Here is a 19,866-nt window from a genome sequence, read left to right as displayed (position 1 = left end):
CGTGTCGTGTTGGCTCTTCAGCACGCCGTCTTTTGCCCACTTTTAAGCGTTGCTGTAGCGCTCGGTCTCTGGCAGCCAGCGTTCAATCAACGCCTGCGCCTGTTCTGGATAGTGCTGGTGGATATGGCGCGCCACGCGTTGCACTTCCGGGATCATGCCCTGATCGCGCAGTAAGTCTGCGACCTTAAACTCTGCATTACCGGTCTGGCGCGTACCCAGTAATTCACCGGGACCGCGAATTTCCAGGTCGTGCTGAGCGATGACGAAGCCATCGTTGCTGTCGCGCAGTACCTGCAAACGCTTCTGCGCGGTTTTGCTGAGCGGCGCTTTGTACAGCAGCACACAATGCGAGGCGACTGCGCCACGGCCCACGCGGCCACGCAGCTGATGCAGCTGAGCCAGGCCCAAACGTTCCGGGTTTTCGATGATCATCAGGCTGGCGTTGGGCACGTCTACCCCGACTTCAATCACCGTCGTTGCGACCAGTAACTGAATCTCGTTGGCTTTGAAGGCCGCCATCACCGCCTGTTTCTCTGCCGGTTTCATGCGGCCGTGCACCAGCCCAACCTGCAAGCCAGGCAGCGCAAGTTTCAACTCTTCCCAGGTGGCTTCCGCCGCTTGTGCTTCCAGTACATCTGACTCTTCAATCAGCGTACAGACCCAGTAAGCCTGGCGACCCTCATGGCAGGCGTTTTTCACCCGCTCAATAATATCGCCGCGGCGACTGTCAGGAATGGCCACCGTGGTGACCGGTGTGCGGCCAGGCGGTAATTCGTCGATGGTGGAGGTGTCGAGATCGGCATAGGCGGTCATCGCCAGGGTACGCGGAATCGGCGTGGCGGTCATAATCAGCTGATGCGGATGGAAACCCTGCTCTTCGCCTTTTTCCCACAGCGCAAGACGTTGATGAACGCCGAAGCGGTGTTGCTCATCAATGATCACCAGCGCCATGCCGTTGAATTTCACCTGTTCCTGGAACAGTGCATGCGTGCCGACCACCATCGCTACCTGTCCGCTGGCAATCGCCTCCTGCTGGGCTTCACGTGCTTTGCCTTTTTGCTTACCAGCCAGCCAACCCACTTCAATGCCCAGCGGCGCAAACCACTGGCGGAAATTGTTGGCATGCTGCTCGGCCAGCAGTTCAGTCGGCGCCATCAGCGCCACCTGTTTGCCATGCGCGATGACAACAAGCGCCGCCAGCGCAGCGACCAGCGTTTTGCCCGATCCGACATCACCCTGCACCAGACGCATCATCGGGAAGTCGTTGGCTAAATCGCGTTCGATCTCCTCAACCACGCGTTTTTGCGCGCCGGTGGGTGAGAAGGGCAGCGCGGCCAGCAATTGATTCACCAGATTATGCTTAGCAGGCATCGGCAACGCATGATGACGTTGGGCACCGGCACGAACCGCCAGCATGCTGAGGTTGTGCGCCAGCAGCTCTTCAAGGATTAAGCGCTTTTGTGCGGGATGGCGACCGGTTTCCAGTTCGCTCAGACGTAAATCGGGCGGCGGACGATGCAGCGTGCGCAGGGCATCCGGCAAACTCATCAAGCCACCGCTCAGTTCTGACGGCAGCAGTTCGGCAATCGGGCAACTTTCCAGCAACGTCAGCGCTTGATCGGTGAGATTGCGCAGCGTGGCCTGACGAATGCCTTCAGTGGTGGGATAGACCGGTGTCAGGGTTTCCTGTAGCTCGACGCCGCCCTGTTCGCCCTGCACGCGATACTCGGGATGAATAATTTCAGCACCGCGCTGGCCACGTTTGATTTCGCCATAAGCGGTGACGCGGCGGCCTGGCGCCAGACTGTTTTTCATCCCGGCATTGAAATTGAAGAAGCGCATGGTCAGCACGCCGCTGCCATCACTGATCTGGCACACCAGCATGCGGCGGCGGCCAAACGTGATCTCACTGTGCAGCACTTCACCTTCCACCGTGGACCAGACGCCCGGCAGCAGGTCATTAATCTTGTAGAGTTGGGTGCGATCTTCGTAGCGCAGCGGCAGATGCAGCAGCAAATCCTGAATGGTGAACAGGCTGAGTTTAGCCAGTTTTCCCGCCTGACTGGCGCCGACGCCGGTCAGGGTACTGAGCGGTATGGCATCCAGCAGACGGCCTTTCATTTTTTACCTGTGGATTGCATGGTGGCCCACCAGTCGGCATCGGCTTCCACCTCGCCCTGGGCGTTGATATGCGGATAAGGCAGACCTTTTTGCTTCGCCACGCGGGCAAGCACCGGATAACCGCCTTCAAACAGCAAACGCTGCTGTTCATCGGCATCAAGCAGGCTGTGCTGACGTTTGTACATGCCCGCGTTCTGCCGTTGACGCTGCGCTTCATACAGAATCAGCGCGGAGGCAACGGACACGTTGAGCGACTGCACCATGCCGACCATGGGCACAATGATGTCCTGATCGGCTAGCGCCAGCGCTTCAGCGGTGATGCCGGTTTTTTCCTGCCCCATTAGAATGCAGGTTGGTTTGGTGTAATCAATCTCGCGGAAATCCACCGCATTCGCCGACAGATTGGTGGCCAGCACCTGCATGCCTTGATCTTTCAGGTGACGCACGGCTTCCGCGATATGACGATGCGTCTGCACTTTCACCCAACTGTTGCTGCCCGCTGAAGCGGATACCATGGTGCGCATGCGCACGCTAGGCCAGACGGCGTGCACTTCATGGATGCCGACCGCGTCAGCAGTACGAATCACCGCCGAGACATTGTGCGGCTTATGGACCTGCTCCATGCAGACGGTGAGGTCGTGCTGGCGCATGGCCAGCATTTCCTGGATACGAGCAAAACGTTGAGCGTTCATGCACTAATTACGGTTACGGTGAACTTTAATCACATCTGGCATCACGCGGATTTTACGCATAATGTTGGCCAGATGGACGCGATCGTTCGCGGTGAGGCGGATAAAGGCGCTGTAAACACGACCGTCGCGCTCTTCCGTGTTAAGACTTTGGATGTTGGATCCCGCGGTGTTGATCGCCGCCGTCAGGTTCGCCAGTGCGCCCTGATGGTTGAACATATCCACCTTAATTTCCGCAACGAACTCCTGATCGATAACTTTATCCCACTCAACCGGCATAAACTTCTCGGGCTCTTTCTGATAGCCACGGATGTTACGACAGGATTCGTGGTGCACCACCAGGCCTTTGCCCGGGCTGACGTGCGCAACAATCGGATCGCCAGGAATCGGGCGACAGCACTTGGCAAAGGTAATCAATACGCCATCAGCACCTTTGATCGGCAGCTTTTTGCGTTTGCTGTTGCTTTGCGGCTGCTCAGCACCCGACTGCAGCAGGTTTTTCGCCACGACCACGCTCATGGCGTTGCCGAGGCCGATCTCTGCCAGCAGATCGTCAATGCTGGTCAGTTTCATGCGTTCCAGCTCGTGCTGGATATTCTCCGCCGGAATTTCCGCCAGTTTTTTGCTGCCGCCGAGCGCATGGCTCAATAGGCGACGGCCAAGGTTAACGGAGTCTTCGCGTTTCAGGTTTTTCAGCAGCTGACGAATCTTGGCGCGCGCTTTTGAACTCACCACAAAGTTAAGCCACGCCGCATTCGGGCGTGCGCCTGGCGCGGTGATAATTTCAATGGTTTGGCCGCTGGTTAGCGATTGCGACAGCGGATAAGGCTGGCGATCGACGCGGGCGCCGACACAGGCATGGCCAATATCGGTGTGCACGGCGTAAGCGAAGTCTACCGGCGTGGCGCCAGCAGGCAGTTCGACGATGCGTCCTTCCGGCGTGAAGACGTAGATCTCATCCGGGAAGAGATCAGATTTGACGCTCTCGATAAATTCAAACGAGCTACCGGCGCTTTGTTGCAGCTCCAGCAGGCTTTGCAGCCAGCGCTGAGCGCGAATCTGTGCGGTCGTGCCGCTTTCACCGGCCTCTTTATAAGCCCAGTGTGCCGCTACCCCCATCTCCGCCATCTGATCCATATCTTCGGTACGGATTTGCACTTCAACGGGCACGCCGTGCGGGCCAATCATTGATGTATGCAGTGATTGATAGCCGTTGGCCTTGGGAATCGCGATGTAATCTTTGACGCGTCCAGGACGCGGTTTGTACAGGCTGTGCATCTGACCGAGCACGCGATAACAGGTATCCAGGTCTTTCACGATAACGCGAAAGGCATAAATATCCATGATCGAGTGGAATCGCTGCTCTTTCAGGTGCATTTTACGGTAGATCGAATAGAGATGCTTCTCGCGACCACTGACACGGCAGGGAATGCCTGCTTCCTGTAAGCGCCCATCGATTTCAGAAAGGATCTTCTGAATCATCTCTTTACGATTACCGCGTGCCGCTTTCACCACCTCTTTTATCACGCGGAAACGATTTGGATAGAGGGCTTCAAAGCCGAGTTCTTCCAACTCTGTTTTCAGGTGATGAATACCAAGGCGGTGCGCCAGAGGACTGTAAATCTCCAGCGTTTCCAGTGCGATACGACGTTTCTTATCCGGCCGTAACGCACCGAGCGTGCGCATATTGTGCGTGCGGTCAGCCAGCTTGATCAGAATGACGCGGATATCCTGCACCATCGCCATGATCATTTTGCGGAAGTTTTCAGCCTGCGCTTCTTTCTTGTCGCGGAACTTCAGCTTGTCGAGTTTCGACACGCCTTCCACCAGTTCGGCCACGCTTTTGCCAAACAGCTGTTCCATATCCTGGTAAGTGGCGGGTGTATCTTCGATCACGTCATGCAGCAGCGCTGCCATCAGCGTTTCATGGTCGAGTTTCATCTCGGCCAGAATGCAGGCAACGGCAACAGGATGGGTGATGTAAGGTTCACCGCTGGAGCGTGTCTGACCCTCGTGGGCATCACGCGCGACGAGATAAGCTTGCTTGAGGCGCTTGATTTGCTCCTCAGGCAAGTATTTTTCAATCAGTTGATTGAGGCTTTCAAACAGATACAAGGTTGACCTGCGAAGTGCTGTTAACGACGACCTTCAGCGATAGCGGTAACGGCTTGTAACTCAGCGGCTTCCTGCTCTTGCTGCTCCTGACGATCACGCACATCCAGAATCTGGGTAGTGATCAGGCCTTCTTCGATTTCGCGCAGGGCGATAACGGTGGCTTTATCGTTCTCTTCCGGAACCAGCGGATCTTTACCGCCTACCTGCATCTGACGTGCACGACGTGCAGCGACCAACACCAGGTCAAAACGGTTACCAATTTTCTCTACTGCGTCCTGAACGGTTACGCGTGCCATAGGTGTGCTACTCCACAGATGATGAAGAAATGACTGGGCATAATACTGAAAGTGACTTCAGACTGCCAATAGTTTGCTGATTAAAGCATCATGTCGCGATTTTTGGCGACTCATACGCAGACGTTCTGCGCGAATAATGTGTTTCAGGTCGGTCAGTGCCAGGTCGAAATCATCATTCACGATCAGATAATCGTATTCAGCGTAGTGACTCATTTCCGCCACGGCCTGAGCCATACGGCGGGCGATAACCTCTTCGCTATCCTGACCACGGCCACGCAGGCGACGATCTAACTCTTCAGTCGACGGCGGCAACACAAAAATGCTGCGTGCGGCAGGCATTTTCTGACGAATTTGCTGAGCACCTTGCCAGTCGATATCCAGAAATACATCGACACCGGTCGCCAGCACGCGCTCAATCGCGGCGCGCGAGGTACCGTAGTAATTGCCAAACACTTCCGCATGTTCGAGGAAGTCTTCAGCGGCAATCATGGTCTCAAATTCAGGCTTGGAGACAAAGAAATAGTGTTCACCATGAACTTCACCGGGACGCACGCCGCGAGTGGTATGGGAAACAGACACCTGCGTATCGTACAGCGGCTGTGTCTTCAATAAAGCCTGAATCAGACTGGATTTACCCGCGCCACTGGGGGCGGAAACAATATAAAGCGTGCCTTGAGCCATGGTTATCTTGAATTGAGTAAAGAGCGGAGTCGATTTCCTGCACAGTATACACGGCTTAACGGTGCCACGCAGCGTTTGCCGTTGGGCTAAGGTAATTCTTTTTCTGTGAACCCGCGCCAGACAACGCGGTAAGCCGCTGCAAACGGCTTAAAAAACCGGGAATACGTTTGCTCTTTATCACCTTCAGCGCTGGTCATTGCCCTCATCGCACTCTCCAATAGACAAAAAGGAGAGCAACGATGAAAGGATGGTGGTGGCTGTGTTGCTGGTTTTTCACTGCGGCTTGCGGGGCTGAAGCGCTGTGCCCTAACTGGTCACCGGTGCGCGCCGAACAAGAGATGGTTCAATTACATAGCCAGCTACGGCACTGGGATGATGCCTACTATCGCAAGGGCTCGAGTCTGGTTAGCGATGGGGACTATGACAGCCTGCAGCAACGCTTACTGCATTGGCAGCGCTGCTTCACGCCGGATCAACAGGCTTATCAAGCGCAGCCCACAACGGACGGTAGTACCCGACATCCGGTGGCACACACAGGGGTACGGAAACTGCGTGACAAGTTGGCGGTGGCTTACTGGATGCAGGATAAATCGCCACTGTGGATACAGCCGAAAGTCGATGGTGTAGCGGTAACGCTGGTGTATCGACGCGGGCAATTGGTTTCTCTGGTGAGTCGCGGCGATGGCCTGCGTGGGGAAGAGTGGGTAAGCAAAGCCCATCATATTCCGGCAATTCCACCGCACATCGACACCGACCGCGAAGAGGTGGTGCTGCAAGGTGAGCTGTTTCTGCTTATGACCGATCATCAGCAAGCACGTGACGGAGGGCGAAACGCCAGAGCGCAGGTGGCGGGTGCGATGATGCGTCATGAAGCTTCCCCGCTGCTGGCAGATCTCGGCATTTTTATCTGGGCATGGCCCGATGGTCCAATTCAGATGCCCGCTCGACTGGCGCAGTTATCACGCTGGGGATTCGGTCTGGCGCAGGACTGGAGCCGCCCAATCGATAACGAAGAGGAGGCGGAGGTGTGGCGAGATCGCTGGTTCCGTGCATCTTTGCCGTTCGTCACCGATGGCGTCGTGATCCATCAATCACCCGTCGGTGCCGGGCGGGACTGGCAGCCTGGTCAGGGACACTGGTCCGCCGCGTGGAAATATCAGCCGGTTGAAGTCAGCAGTGAAGTGCTGTCCGTGGATTTCAACGTTGGGCGCACGGGGAAAATTGCCGTGGTGCTGAACCTCATTCCCGTTCAGCTGGATGATAAAACCGTGCGCAGAGTGAATCTTGGATCGCTGCGGCGATGGCGGGAGCTGGATGTCATCGCAGGTGATCAAGTGATAGTCACGTTAGCCGGTCAGGGTATTCCTCGCTTAGAGCGAGTAATTTGGCGGGTGAGAGGGCGCGATTATCCTTTAACACCGCAGCAGGGCGAATTTAATCCGCTGTCTTGTTTGCACTTCAACCAGGATTGCCGGCTGCAGTTTTTATCACGCCTGAGCTGGCTCAGTCAGAAATCGGTGCTGAACATCCCTGGCGTGCAACGTAGTCGCTGGCAGCGGTTACTGAACAGTGGCGCGATCACCCATCTTTTCTCCTGGCTGACGTTAACGCCAGAAGAGATCGCGCAGGACAGCGGGATGTCCTCTGCGCGGGCACAAGAGATTTGGCAACGTTTCCAACAGACACGTCAGCAGCCCTTTCGGCGCTGGGTGAGCGCATTAGGTCTACCGCTTCCCCGTTCCGCGTTGCAGGCCTTACCGGATAACGACTGGACAGCGTTACTGGCTCGCTCGACAGAAGAGTGGCAGCAGTTACCCGGCATCGGGCGCACGCTGGCAGAGCGGATTGTGACCATGCTGCAGGATGAGGCGTTACAGCAACTGATTCGCTTTTTACAGCAGCAGGAAATTCCTGCTGCACCTTCAATGCTCGGGGTGGGGATAGTTGAAGATCGGCAGGCCAAGGCGGAAGCGCAGCGCTAATAAACGGCCAATGAAGCCGGCCAGCAGCGTAATGATCACCACGGCTTCATGGGGAAGCGGCGTTTTGAGCAGCAGAATGTAGAGCCAACCTGCGGCAAATGCGATACCGGCATAGAGCTCTTTTTGGAATACCAGCGGGATGCGATTGCAGAACATATCACGCAGCACGCCACCAAAAACCCCCGTGATCACGGCGGCAATAGCGGCAATGATCGAGGCATGACCAGAATCCAGCGCGACCTGCGCGCCAATAATGGAGAACACCACCAGGCCAAGCGCATCCAGTACCAGAAACACTTTACGCAGATGATTCATTAAAGGGGCAACAAAAGTGGTCACCACCGCAGCGGCGGCTACGATCATGATGTACTCCGGGTTTTTAACCCAACTCAACGGATAATGCCCGAGCAAGATGTCACGCACCGAGCCGCCTCCGATTGCAGTGACGGACGCAATGATGATGACGCCAAACAGATCCATTTTGCGGCGACCAGCGGCCAGCGCACCGGTCATAGCTTCGGCGGTGATACCAATAATGTAGAGAACGGTTAATAACATAGAGCACTCCAAAAGATCGGCGGCCAGCCTAAAGATTTCCTCAGCTATCGACCACTGAGTATTTCTAAAGCAGACGTCATCGGATTAGCTGTTTTGATGCCGCACATGCTAACAGGCTTAACCCGCTTGATAAATCAGGAGTGCGTTATGCTTTCGCATTAAAAAATGTGATGTGATCCACGTGATCGTGCAGGTCTGAGAGGTAAGAGGACGGGGAAGAAGAGATGTTAACCGTATCAAAAAAGAAAAAAGCGTGCTGGCGACCAGCACGCGAACGCATCTTCTCAGATGCCCAGAGCCCACCATACAGACTTGTTTTTATTATCCGTTTCTTGCTCGCACGTTAGCGAAACTTTTCAGGCTAAAACGGTATTCTGGCTGGAACCAGGAACGACCGTAGTAGCAGTAGACCAGCATTCTGATGGATACCATGGCCAGGTAGCCCCAGATAGCGCACAACACTGAAGGGGTCAGCCATACGGTAAACAGTGTGACACCCAGGCCTACCAGCACCGATGAGGTTTCTGTGAAGGCGATACGCGAGAATTGTTTCTCACGCTGTAATATGGCGCGATAATGTTGCCCTTGCGGAATAATGATGAAAATCACCGAAATCATTTCCAGCATAATCGCCATTTCCGGTTGATTCATTATTCGGCTATATAAATCACTACCAATAAACAGCACGGCGAATATCATCATGCCACTTAACACATTTCCCCAGTAGAGAATGGAAAGTTCGCTGTTATTAAGGTTTATATTTCTGATAACTGAATTACCAAACCCACGATCGGCAAGCGTATCAATAATCAATAACATCACAATGGCAATGGCGAGTAAATCTAACTCGTTTGCCTGAAGTATTTGTGCCAGAAGTGAAAGCTGTAAAACACCAATGCCGACGATTTTTATGGATGACAAAATTGACCATTTGGCGCTGGCCAAACTTTTTTCTCTTATCGCCATGTTCTGCTCGTTATGGTACATGTACCAATGCAATTAAGGGTTCACCCGGGCGCCTGCCCAGAGTACAGATCACATCAATGCAGCGTGTCCTGACGCAGCCCTGAAATGCCTTTCAAAGTTTGCCACGTAAAGATGCATTCAATTAAATGATGCTCTGAATTTAAAGAGATGCCCCTGGCGCGTAAATATTTCATTGTCTCAGCGGTATCTCCTCCTGTTCGGAGGAAATCCGCAAGATCATTATAAAATCCCTTTGAATTATTATATTCCCCGGCCAGTATCCTACTGGCAATCTCAACAAATTCTTTTTCAGACAACAAAGGATAGGTTGAGCGATCCATATTATTTCCCTGCTGTTGTTATTATCGGGTATTGCTGTGTGTGAATGAGTTATACCGTGTTTTAATTAAATTAACACCATAAGAAAACTCCTATAAATGAACTTCAGGAATAAATGGTTTCAGACTTTGCATCAGAATAGATAAGAGGACGGCTGAGCGATTAATAAGTCCTGTCAGACATTTTGATCGGCGATTAAACAAGTCATTTGAATAAGTAAGAAAAAACACCGATAAATCAGAGGGACTAAGACTTAGGGGGCGTGCTCTCACCAGGAATTTTCCTGGTGAGAAGACTTTAGCCAGACTGGTGATTAGCACGAAAAGGAGCAGATATTATTGTTAAACAGTTAAACGCTATTACGTGGAAAAAATTGACTTTTTTATGGATTACTTCCAGCGAAAGTTAAAGCATTACGATTTTTATAATGCATTGATTCTAATGAGTTAACAGGTGAAGAAGTTGATCCAGGTCGCGTTTTACCCAGGCAACATCCTGAGAAAATTTTTCATCAGACATAAGGGGTTGGCGATAAACCACCATCACCACTTCGGCTCCCTTTTCGTTAGCAATCACGCGCATCGGCATATAAATCTCCTTACCGCTGCCGGTATCGATCCAATGATCCATGACGCCAAAGGGGTTATGTGGCGTGAAGCGGATTTTCACTGAACCTTCAGGTCCTTTGGCTTTCCAGTAGTTACCCTCTTGCGTGAGCGTACTGGCACTTAGCCCACTGGCCCATTTGGCAAAGCATTCAGGTTTCCAGATGGTTTCATATAAATCTAACCAGTTGCGAGGAATGGTCAGCGTGACTGTCTGAGATGGCAGCATGGAACCTCCGTTAGGCGAATGAAAGGCAGGGAATCCGTAAGGGTGGCTTCTGGAGATGAATGATGACCGCCACAGTAAAATGGCGGTCTTAAGGCCGTACCCTATAGAATGATGAGACTGCCTACAGCAAAGAGTACCTTAACTGAAGGGGATTCCGCTGCAAATGGCAGGATAGTGGAAGTGTGCTGCAACAGAGGTTTCCAGTAAAAATCCTGCTATCAGATAAACTTGCCGCGTCCCTGAATATCCTTCGTCTCTGCTGTGCCGTCCTGATGGCGTAAAACAAAGCGGTCAGATTGAGCCACTACCGCGCAGCTGTGATTGGGGAAGATGCGCAGCAGAGCCCCACGCGCCGGAGCATGATCTCCGTATTGCAGAAAACCATGCTCTTCCGAAAGCTTCAGAACGTCGTATTGGTTGCCCTGCTCATCAACGGCGATACCGAAACCGCTGGCGTTAGTGCCGTGCGGACCTTTATCAGAGCTGAGCATCTTGGAGCCGGCATCAATAATCGCGAAATGCGGATTCACCGCCACTACACGCGTTACCACGCTGAGTGCCAGCGCATCGGGCGTGCACAGCCCCAGGCGCCAGGCGGTAAGATCCAGCAGCGCATAATTTCCTGGACGAATCTCGTCGCTGCCTTCAGCCACCGGCGCGGCCAGTGCTGTAGGCGTAGAGCCAACAGAAATGGGGCAACGCGCAAAGCCTGCAGCGATCAATTGCTGCTGAACCTGGTGCATTAATATGATTTCTTGCTGTGCAACTTCAGCAATAGCCTCGGCATGACCTGCGCCGTAAGCATGGCCGGCGTGCGAAACCAGTCCGGCAAAAGGCAATCCCGCTGCTTTAATCTGCTGCGCCAATGCCACGGCGTCACCGCTGTGCGGATCAACTCCCACGCGATGCAATCCCACATCGACTTTAATGGCGATAGAGAGTTCACAGCTGGGTTGCTGGCGATGCGCTTGAGCGATGGCCGTGACGCCGAGAGCACAGTCGGCAATACAGGTGACACGCGCCTGATGTTGCACGGCGACAGCCAGTAATTCAGAGAGTGTATCGGCGTGAACAACGGGATAAGCCAGCAGTACATCGCGCTCCCCGCCGAGGATAAAGGCAATACCCTCACTGGGTTTTGACACGGTAATACCGCGCGCACCTGATTGACGTTGCTGCTCGGCAATCCAGACACTCTTATGGGTTTTAATGTGTGGGCGCAGCGCGACACCCGCAGCATCGGCTTTTTGCTGCATGTGTTGCAGATTACGTTGCAGACGCGTCGCATCAATTTCGAGATAAGGCGTCAGTCGGTCAGCGATAAGCGGCCGTAACCAGCCGGCATTGGCATTCTGTTCCATCATGATAATCCGCAAAGTATTCCAGGTGCGGACTATCATTCATTAATGTGCGGCAGAATGCCAGCCGTCAGCTTATCCCTTAGCTGAAGCGCTAGCGTTCTGGAATCCGCCCCCCAAGTCTTCAATCAGCACCACCGCCAGATTGATCTGCTGCGCTTGTAACGCCACCAGTTTCTGATCGGACTCGATGAGTTGGTTCTGAATGGTTAGCACATCAAGGTACGGACGCAATCCTGCGGTGTATTCACGGTTTAAATCATCCCATGCGCTATGAATGAGTTGATTCGCGCTCTGCTGTTGCGCCAGCTGATCCTGAATCGACTGCAGTTGCGTAATGGTATCGCTGATATTACCCAGGGAGCCAATCAGCAGCTTGTTGTACTGCGCCACGGCCAGATCATAGTTAGCGTCACTTTCGGCTAAATCGGCGCGGCGCTTGCCGGCATCGAAGATCGGCAGAGACAGACTTGGACCCACGTTAAAGAATCGGCTGGGTGCACCGAAAAATGCATCGCCGAGCAGTGAACGTGTACCGGCTTCCGCCACCAGGTTGATGTTGGGATAGAACTCGGTTTTGGTTGCGGCAATTTGTTTTGATGCCGCTTCTACGCGCCAGCGTGCTGCCACCACATCCGGGCGACGGCCCAAAAGCTCCGCTGGAATATTACCCGGCAGCGTGGCGGCAATTGGGACACTCATTTTCGCCGGTTTCAGTTGGTGCCAGTAATCGGGCCCTTTGCCGATCAGCGTGGAGAGTTGAATGCCAGCATCGGTGACATTCTGTCTGGCTTCGGTCAGAGTTGCTTCAGCGGTTTTTTGCTGCGACAGCGCCTGCTTATATTGATAGTCGGACGTCAGACCGGCGCTGACATACTGCTGCTGAATTTTGGCGATGCCACTGGAACGATCGGCATTCTGCTTTGCCAGTTCAGCGTTCGACCAGGCCAGGTTGAGGTTATTCCAGGCGCGCGTCACGTTGACGGCGAGTGTCAACTGGCTGGCCTGACGATCTAACTCACTGGCGCGCGCCTGGCCCAGCGCGGCTTCTGCCGCATCTTTCTTGCCGCCCCACAGATCAAAGGTGTAGCTCATGCCGATATTGGCCGTGCGCAGCGTGCTGTAGCTTTTCCCTTGCAGAAGCGGGTCGTCGACTTTTGCCACACGTGAACGCGTGATTCCGGCATTGAGGTCTACATCGGGATAGCGCTCAGCATCGGCGGCAATGACCTGCGCATTGGCTTTATCTGCCTGCGCATTCACCACCTGCAGGTCCGGGCTTGAAGTCATGGCATCAGCAATGAGCCGATTCAGTTGTGAATCATTGAATCCCTGCCACCATTCGGTTTTCGGCCAGTTTGCTGCGCTGAAATGCGCGCCGCTAAGGGATGCATTGGCTTGCAGTGAGTTGGCATCGAGCAATGAGTTATGAGGATGTAAGCCGTGCGGATTGGCACAACCAGCCAGCAGTGCGCTGGCCACGGCAAGCGCCAGCAGCGCGCGTGGTTTAGTGGTAAATTGCAGGTTCATGTTTTTGGTCAGAATAGAAGAGAGCAGACCATTACATGAGTCTGTGCAATTTTTGACAAACCTGTTTTTCGTTAAGAATGGTTGGTAAATGTGAGCAGTGCAGAAGGGGCAGCAGGCGAATGCCTGCTGCATCAACAGATTAGACGTAAAGTGACGCTTCACCCGGTGGGCGAGTTTTAAAGCGGCGGTGCAGCCATAAGTATTGCTCAGGTGCGCGCAGGATCTCTTTCTCGATCACTTTATTCATGTATGCCGCGGCAGCCGCTTCATCTTCATACGGATAGTTTTGCAACTCCGGCTGAATGATGAGCTGATAGCCGCTCTTATCGCTGTTGCGGATCAGCACAATCGTTAGCATGGCCGGTTTAGCCAGACGCGATAAAACGAAGGTGCCATTGGTGGTAGCCGCTTTTTCGACAGCAAACAGCGGTGCGAAAACGCTGCCTTTTGGGCCGTAATCCTGATCTGGCGCGAACCAGACGGCTTCGCCCTGTTTCAACGCCTGCACCATACCGCGCAGATCGCGACGATCAATCATCGCCTTATTTGATCGCATACGACCTTTCGTCTGTGCCCATTCCATTGCCTGATTATTGTGCGGACGATACATCGCCATCATCGGCTGACACAGCCCGGTGATGCGCCCCCCCAGCTCAAGCGACATAAAATGCACGCCAATCGCCATCACGCCACGTTGATCTCGTTGGGCATGTTGCAGGTTATGCAAACCTTCAACATGGAAATAGCGGCGAACGCGCGCATCAGACCAGAACCAGGCAATGCCGGTTTCTGCCAGCGCCATACCAAGGGATTCAAAGTTACCCGCGATCAATACCTCTTTATCTTCCTCATTGATATGGGGGAAGCAAAGTTCAATATTGCGGCGGGTGATGCGCTCACGACGCTTCAGGAAGTGGCGCGACAGCTTGCCGGCAGAGGCGCCAAGCCGAATTAAAACAGGATAGGGGAGCTGCACCAGCAACCACAGCACACCTAGCCCAAACCAGGTGAACCAATAGCGGGGATGCAAAAGTTTGGTGTTGAACTGCCCGTTTTTCTTCATAACGCCTTCAGGGAAAGAGTGGATGTATCGCACAAAGAAGGATGTCCATGAATTCCTGGCGGTACGACTGTGTTAATTACGACCAGTAGATTAGCAAATAGTGCCTTCAAAGAAACGCAATCTCTGCAATCTTTAGGATTGAGAGGTTTCATTGAGAAGGGGGTTATTCGACAGAGGTTACCGAGATTGGAAAATGAATAAGTTATGATAAACAACAGCATAGTTTCATTTTGTGATAGTCCATCAGGCCAATTCAAGGTCACGTTTGGTCAGCAATTGACATGCATAATCATCAAAGCTTTCACAATCTTTACATTGAAAAGCCAGTAAATTGGTCTAGCGGATAAGCGAAACGTGATGGGTGTGATTATAGATTTACTCCGCCCGCCTACAAGGAGTCTTAAGTTGCTAACGAGAAGAGCGAACAGTGAATGTCTGCTTTAAAATAGGGATATTATCCATATAATAACCATGGTTTATTATATGGAGGTAGCAAAGGATGGCGATACAAGGGAAGTTCATTCTTAACGGTGCAGATATCGCACCACTGACGATTTACGGTGTAGGGACGTTCATGGCTTTTTCAGGCCAGCAAAACTACGTCAACAAAGGTGGATGCGCGCATGTAAAAAGCTTGGGGCCGACGCCGCCAGGCAATTACTACATTGTAGATCGCCCCTGGGGGAGCGCGTCTAATATGGTGCGTGCAGCAGTTGCCGATATTGGCTTATCAATCGTGCGCGGCACAATCGTAGATCATTATGAATGGTTTGCGCTCTATAGAGATGATGGCGTTATAGACGACAATACTTTCTATGAGGGTGTATTACGTGGCAGTTTTCGTTTGCATCCGGGCCAAGTGTCTGAAGGGTGTATAACACTGGTACACAGAACAGATTTTTACAAAATTAAAACCGCAATTTTAAACCAGCCTCAATTTGAGATACCCGGCTCAAACATTAAATCTTATGGAAAAATAGAGGTTATCGATAATGGGACGACCTGTCCGTAAGTTTACATGGCTTATTGTATTCATAGTCGTATTGATAGGTATGGCTAAGCTGGATTATTACTACAGCGTAAGCGATAACTATATAAACTCGGATTTTTTAAATAAATTAGCTGATTTATTTGGGGTGTTCCCAGACGGCGAGCCCATGATGAATTTCAAAGATTGGGTTCTCATTCATATATCTATACTGATTTCATTGATTCCATTTTCAATTATTAGGGTTTTTTTTGACTCGGTAATTGAGAGGTGCAAGTCGTTCAAGGAAATTTCCAGACGATTTTTTGTTTATTATTTAAAGGTTAATGTGATTGCCCTTGTTGCAATGATTTCATTTAACTTGATCCTTGAATTAATAGATTATATTTAAGATTTAGAGGGGCGTAAGCCCCTCATTTCATCTTTCATTCCAGGCATCAGAATGCTGTACATTACCATCACAATACTTATGAGTGATTTTCTCATACATTAAAGCGATCGACTCGGTATGGTTTGTTCCGTTCATGCCGGAAATTTTGGTATTTGGCATCCCAGGACTAAATGAAATAACCGTGACCCCTTCCAGTAGCATATTGTAATACTCCTGCTCCTGACCAGCATCATTGATGCGGTACCATTTGAACTCGGCCGCTTCAAGCTTCTGGCCGGTTGTTACAGCCTTGAACAAGTAAGGGCTGGAAGCATCAAAATCCTTTTCGAATGAGATGGGAGCGTGTTTACGTTTGCCAGTCGCCTTCCCGGTTTGGGAATCAACAGGAAGAGTAATGGCATGTGAAAAACCGATAACTTCAATGCTGTTCTCTCTGTGCTGCACATCAACACTGCCTTTGATCAACGTACCACCATCGTCTTTGAGCCACAGATGAGCTGGAATTGGCATGTTCACTCGTCCTTTTATTGTTAATCCATCGGGTGCAAGCACGCACCAATAGTTACTCTTAGTTATTGTATGGTTATGTGCGCGAGGCTTCAAACCGTGCGGATGAAGAAAACACATTTTGACGCCCTTGTTGCTTAACGAGCTGTAGTTAAAGGCTTCAAGCAATGAAAGGGGGAGTAATAGACTGAAGAAAGTGTTCATCTTATCTAGCTACAGCCTGAAATTTAATGACTATATCCACTTTGAAAGCAGCTGAAGTGTTAATCATTTCTTCATATCGGATGTGAGTAGCGATGAATGATGTTGCTGGTATCAAAGATAGTATTCACCACGTAATAGATGGGTCCCATAGGTCACCAGTGTAATATCCCCCGTTTCAATCGGATACTTAATCAGTATCATTGGAGTGCCTCCCCCAAAACCTTGGTATATAGCGTTACCATTGGTAGTGGCGAATGGTTACTTATGATTTTTGACTAATAAACGGAAACTACTCACCAATCCACTCTCTACAAAAGTTGATTTCAATGGGCATGTTCATTAATGGAAAAAATTAAAAAGCCCATTTAACATGGGCTTATGGATTTTTATGGATAATAGTGGAAATTATTCGATATTCTGAATCTGCTCGCGCATCTGTTCAATCAACACCTTCAGCTCGATAGCTGACGCCGTGATATCGGCATTGATCGACTTAGAGGCCAGTGTGTTCGACTCACGATTGAACTCTTGCATCATAAAGTCGAGACGGCGGCCAACCGCTTCTTTCTTCTTCAGGATGTTATAGGTCTCTTTGACGTGCGCATCCAGACGATCCAGCTCTTCCGCCACATCAATGCGCTGCGCCATCATGACGAGTTCTTGCTCAAGGCGCGTATTTTCCAGCTGCACTTCCGCTTCTTCCAGTTTACTGACCAGACGCTCACGCTGCCACTTCACCACTTCCGGCATCTGCGCACGGACTTTGCTGACTTCCAGCGACACGCCTTCTAAACGCTGCTCAATCAGGGTTTTGAGCGCAGTGCCTTCGCTTTCACGAGCAATGATGAAGTCATCCAGTGCGCCGTCGAGTGCGGTCAGCAGTTCGGTATTGATAGCATCCAGATCCTGTTCCTGAGCTGACATCACGCCTGGCCAGCGCAGAATATCCAGCGGATTGATCGCGCCTTCATCGGTCTGCATCTTCACCCAGTTGGCGGAACGCACCAGCTGTTTCGCCAACGCCTCATTCAGTTGCAGCTCACCTTGCGCACTGGGGTCGGCATCAAAGCGCAGGTTGCACTCGATTTTACCGCGCGTCAGGCGATTACGGATACGCTCGCGAATCACCGGCTCCAGGCTACGAAATTGTTCCGGCAGACGGATGTAGGTTTCCAGATAGCGTTGGTTTACCGAACGGATTTCCCAGGCTGCGCTGCCCCAGTGGCCTTTTGCTTCGCGGCGGGCGTAAGCGGTCATGCTGCGGATCATAAGCTTGTACTCATTTTCAGGAATGTTCCTCGCATTATAGTGATGGCAGCCAAACCATGATAGGCATAAGCGCAATGAGCTAACGCAGCGCGCAACTTTCGGTGAAAAGGATGACGTATCCACCTTTCACACCCTATGATGTCCTGTGTGATACCTAAACAGTCTGAGGCTATGATGCTGAATAAATTGGCGATGCCGTTGGCGTTCGTCTTCTTTCTGGCCGGATGCCAGACAACCGCTGCACCTCCTGAACAGATCCCACCGAATACCGCTCCTGTTGCTGTGTGCGGCTCAGGGGACATCATGATGCAAACCACCCTGTGGTTCGGGATGAACAAGCCGAAAGGCGGCGTCATCAGCAGCAGCGAATGGCAGCAATTTGTTGATAATGATGTCACACCACGATTCAAAGACGGGCTTTCAGTGTATGACGGTAAAGGCCAGTGGCTGGGAGAGGGTGGAAAGCTGGCGCGTGAAAACAGCAAAGCGCTAATGCTGATACATCAGCCGGACCGTGCAAGTTCTGACAGCATCAATGCGCTGCGCGACATTTATAAAAAGCGCTTCGATCAGGAGTCGGTGATGCGTGTCGATTCACTGGTGTGTGTCGCGTTCTAAAGCAGAACAGGGCCGCTTTGATGGGCGCGGCCCTGTAAAGAGCGGCTAGCTGGCCGCTCCGCTGTGATTAAATGAACAATCCTGCAAACGCGGCTGACAGCAGGCTCACTAGCGTGGAACCATAAACCAGCTTCCAGCCAAAGCGCGATACCACATTGCCCTGGCGCTCATTCAGTCCTTTAATCGCTCCCGCCACGATGCCAATTGAGGCAAAGTTAGCAAACGACACTAAAAACACGGACAGAATGCCGAGACCGCGCGGTGACATTTCCGCAGCGACTTTCTTCAGCTCAATCATGGCCACAAATTCATTGGCCACCAGTTTGGTCGCCATGATGCTTGCCGCTTGCAGGGCTTCGGCAGAAGGAATGCCAATCAACCACGCAAACGGATAGAAGACATAGCCAAGCAGTTGCTGGAAGCTGTAGCCAAATACCGCGGCAAACAGAGCGTTAATGGCGGCGATCAGGGCGATAAAACCAATCAGCATCGCCAGAATAATCATCGCCACTTTAAAACCTGCCAGGATGTATTCGCCCAGCATCTCAAAGAAGCTCTGGTCTTCGTGCAGCTTATCCAGTGCAATGCGTTCTTCATTTTCCGGGCGTGTCGGATTGATGATCGACAGGATAATAAAGGTACTGAACATATTCAGTAGCAGTGCGGCAACCACATATTTTGCATCAATCATCGACATGTAAGCACCGACAATCGATAGCGACACCGTCGACATCGCGGTCGCGGCCATGGTGTACATGCGCGGTGCGGAGATATCGCCGAGGATACCTTTATAGGCGATGAAGTTCTCCGATTGACCCAGAATCAGCGTACTCACGGCATTGAATGATTCGAGTTTGCCCATCCCGTTCACCTTCGACAGCAGGGTACCGACCAGACGAATCAACAACGGCAGAATACGCCAGTGCTGCAAGATGCCGATCAGAGCGGAGATGAACACAATTGGACAGAGCACGCCGAGGAAAATAAACGCCAGTCCCTGTTTCGCCATATTGCCGAACACAAAATCGGTACCTTGTGCAGCAAAGGTCAATAAGGTTTCAAAGAAGCCGCCGACAGCGGTCACCACAGACTGGCCGCCCGCAGAATGCAGGAAGAACCAACCCAGTGCCGCTTCAACCACCAGCAATTGAATAATAAAACGTGGGCGAATCAGTTTGCGGTCATGGCTGACCAAAAGCGCAAGGGCGAAGATCACCACCAGCGCCAGCAGGAAATGGAGTATTGCTGTCATCATTTGTCTTTTTATAAGAGGAAAGGGCGCATTTAGCCACAGCTGAGGCGAAATTTCATCCGGGAAAAGTGCCGCATGTAGGCAGGACAGCCGCGCACGAAGTCC

Annotated in this window: 18 protein-coding genes; 3 read left to right on the top strand and 15 right to left on the bottom strand. The window is 52.0% G+C overall.

The features are described 5' to 3' along the window. Positions 1 to 42: 42 nt before the first annotated feature. Genes recG through gmk form a run of 5 tightly spaced genes read right to left on the bottom strand, consistent with a single transcriptional unit; the run spans position 43 to position 5,902 of the window. Positions 43 to 2,121: an ATP-dependent DNA helicase RecG gene (gene recG, locus VH86_RS17510; protein ID WP_045815731.1), complete on the bottom strand. Its 2,079-nt coding sequence runs from the start codon at positions 2,119 to 2,121 to the stop codon at positions 43 to 45. Further along, entirely contained in the window at positions 2,118 to 2,813 is a 696-nt protein-coding gene (gene trmH / locus VH86_RS17505; RefSeq protein ID WP_034823857.1) for a tRNA (guanosine(18)-2'-O)-methyltransferase TrmH, read from the bottom strand. Before trmH ends, recG begins: the two co-directional genes overlap by 4 nt. Before the next feature lie 3 nt (positions 2,814 to 2,816). Further along, positions 2,817 to 4,925 carry a bifunctional GTP diphosphokinase/guanosine-3',5'-bis pyrophosphate 3'-pyrophosphohydrolase gene (spoT, locus tag VH86_RS17500; RefSeq protein ID WP_045815730.1) on the bottom strand — a complete coding sequence of 703 codons (2,109 nt, stop codon included), beginning with the start codon at positions 4,923 to 4,925 and terminating at the stop codon, positions 2,817 to 2,819. A gap of 20 nt (positions 4,926 to 4,945) precedes the next feature. Further along, entirely contained in the window at positions 4,946 to 5,221 is a 276-nt protein-coding gene (rpoZ, locus tag VH86_RS17495; protein WP_034823855.1) for a DNA-directed RNA polymerase subunit omega, read from the bottom strand. Positions 5,222 to 5,278: 57 nt separating this feature from the next. Next, positions 5,279 to 5,902 carry a guanylate kinase gene (gmk, locus tag VH86_RS17490; RefSeq protein WP_034823854.1) on the bottom strand — a complete coding sequence of 208 codons (624 nt, stop codon included), beginning with the start codon at positions 5,900 to 5,902 and terminating at the stop codon, positions 5,279 to 5,281. Positions 5,903 to 6,141: 239 nt separating this feature from the next. Here gmk and ligB point away from each other — a divergent pair, with 239 nt between their 5' ends. Then, positions 6,142 to 7,884: an NAD-dependent DNA ligase LigB gene (gene ligB / locus VH86_RS17485; protein WP_045833655.1), complete on the top strand. Its 1,743-nt coding sequence runs from the start codon at positions 6,142 to 6,144 to the stop codon at positions 7,882 to 7,884. On the opposite strand, the gene VH86_RS17480 is transcribed toward ligB, so the two are convergent. The 7 genes from VH86_RS17480 to lpxP form a co-directional block, all read right to left on the bottom strand. Further along, the gene (locus tag VH86_RS17480) at positions 7,825 to 8,442 is read right to left on the bottom strand and encodes a trimeric intracellular cation channel family protein (RefSeq protein ID WP_038644022.1); all 618 of its coding nucleotides are present in this window, start codon (positions 8,440 to 8,442) and stop codon (positions 7,825 to 7,827) included. The genes ligB and VH86_RS17480 overlap by 60 nt on opposite strands. A 321-nt stretch (positions 8,443 to 8,763) precedes the next feature. Further along, positions 8,764 to 9,408, bottom strand: a complete 645-nt coding sequence (locus VH86_RS17475) for an oligosaccharide flippase family protein (RefSeq protein WP_038649777.1) — start codon at positions 9,406 to 9,408, stop codon at positions 8,764 to 8,766. A 74-nt stretch (positions 9,409 to 9,482) separates the two neighbouring features. Continuing rightward, complete coding sequence (locus VH86_RS17470; protein WP_034823852.1) at positions 9,483 to 9,749, bottom strand: hypothetical protein; 267 nt, start codon at positions 9,747 to 9,749, stop codon at positions 9,483 to 9,485. A 436-nt stretch (positions 9,750 to 10,185) separates the two neighbouring features. Continuing rightward, the gene (locus VH86_RS17465) at positions 10,186 to 10,581 is read right to left on the bottom strand and encodes a hypothetical protein (protein ID WP_034823851.1); all 396 of its coding nucleotides are present in this window, start codon (positions 10,579 to 10,581) and stop codon (positions 10,186 to 10,188) included. Between the two features lie 218 nt (positions 10,582 to 10,799). Next, on the bottom strand, positions 10,800 to 11,942 hold the full coding sequence (locus tag VH86_RS17460; protein ID WP_369800359.1) for an alanine racemase: 1,143 nt from the start codon (positions 11,940 to 11,942) through the stop codon (positions 10,800 to 10,802). 72 nt (positions 11,943 to 12,014) lie between these two features. Further along, a complete protein-coding gene (locus VH86_RS17455; RefSeq protein ID WP_045833653.1) occupies positions 12,015 to 13,469 on the bottom strand; it encodes an efflux transporter outer membrane subunit in 1,455 nt (484 codons plus the stop codon). 139 nt (positions 13,470 to 13,608) lie between these two features. Next, complete coding sequence (gene lpxP / locus VH86_RS17450) at positions 13,609 to 14,532, bottom strand: kdo(2)-lipid IV(A) palmitoleoyltransferase (RefSeq protein WP_045833652.1); 924 nt, start codon at positions 14,530 to 14,532, stop codon at positions 13,609 to 13,611. Between the two features lie 499 nt (positions 14,533 to 15,031). Between lpxP and VH86_RS17445 the strand changes: the two genes are divergently transcribed. Then, positions 15,032 to 15,544, top strand: a complete 513-nt coding sequence (locus VH86_RS17445; protein WP_045833651.1) for a DUF2778 domain-containing protein — start codon at positions 15,032 to 15,034, stop codon at positions 15,542 to 15,544. 394 nt (positions 15,545 to 15,938) lie between these two features. Here the strand turns inward: VH86_RS17445 and VH86_RS17435 are convergent, their stop codons facing one another. Continuing rightward, positions 15,939 to 16,421: a type VI secretion system tube protein TssD gene (locus VH86_RS17435; protein WP_045833649.1), complete on the bottom strand. Its 483-nt coding sequence runs from the start codon at positions 16,419 to 16,421 to the stop codon at positions 15,939 to 15,941. 606 nt (positions 16,422 to 17,027) lie between these two features. Further along, the gene (locus VH86_RS17430) at positions 17,028 to 17,891 is read right to left on the bottom strand and encodes a YicC/YloC family endoribonuclease (RefSeq protein WP_045815725.1); all 864 of its coding nucleotides are present in this window, start codon (positions 17,889 to 17,891) and stop codon (positions 17,028 to 17,030) included. Positions 17,892 to 18,065: 174 nt separating this feature from the next. On the opposite strand from VH86_RS17430, the gene VH86_RS17425 reads away from it, so the two are divergent. After that, entirely contained in the window at positions 18,066 to 18,509 is a 444-nt protein-coding gene (locus VH86_RS17425; protein ID WP_038649786.1) for a DUF3574 domain-containing protein, read from the top strand. Positions 18,510 to 18,576: 67 nt separating this feature from the next. Here VH86_RS17425 and VH86_RS17420 read toward each other — a convergent pair whose 3' ends face one another. Then, positions 18,577 to 19,761: a NupC/NupG family nucleoside CNT transporter gene (locus VH86_RS17420; protein WP_045833666.1), complete on the bottom strand. Its 1,185-nt coding sequence runs from the start codon at positions 19,759 to 19,761 to the stop codon at positions 18,577 to 18,579. Positions 19,762 to 19,866: the final 105 nt, after the last annotated feature.

Source organism: Pantoea sp. BL1, assembly GCF_000963985.1.
Lineage (GTDB): Bacteria > Pseudomonadota > Gammaproteobacteria > Enterobacterales > Enterobacteriaceae > Pantoea > Pantoea rwandensis_B.
This window is presented reverse-complemented; position numbering and strand designations above follow the sequence as displayed.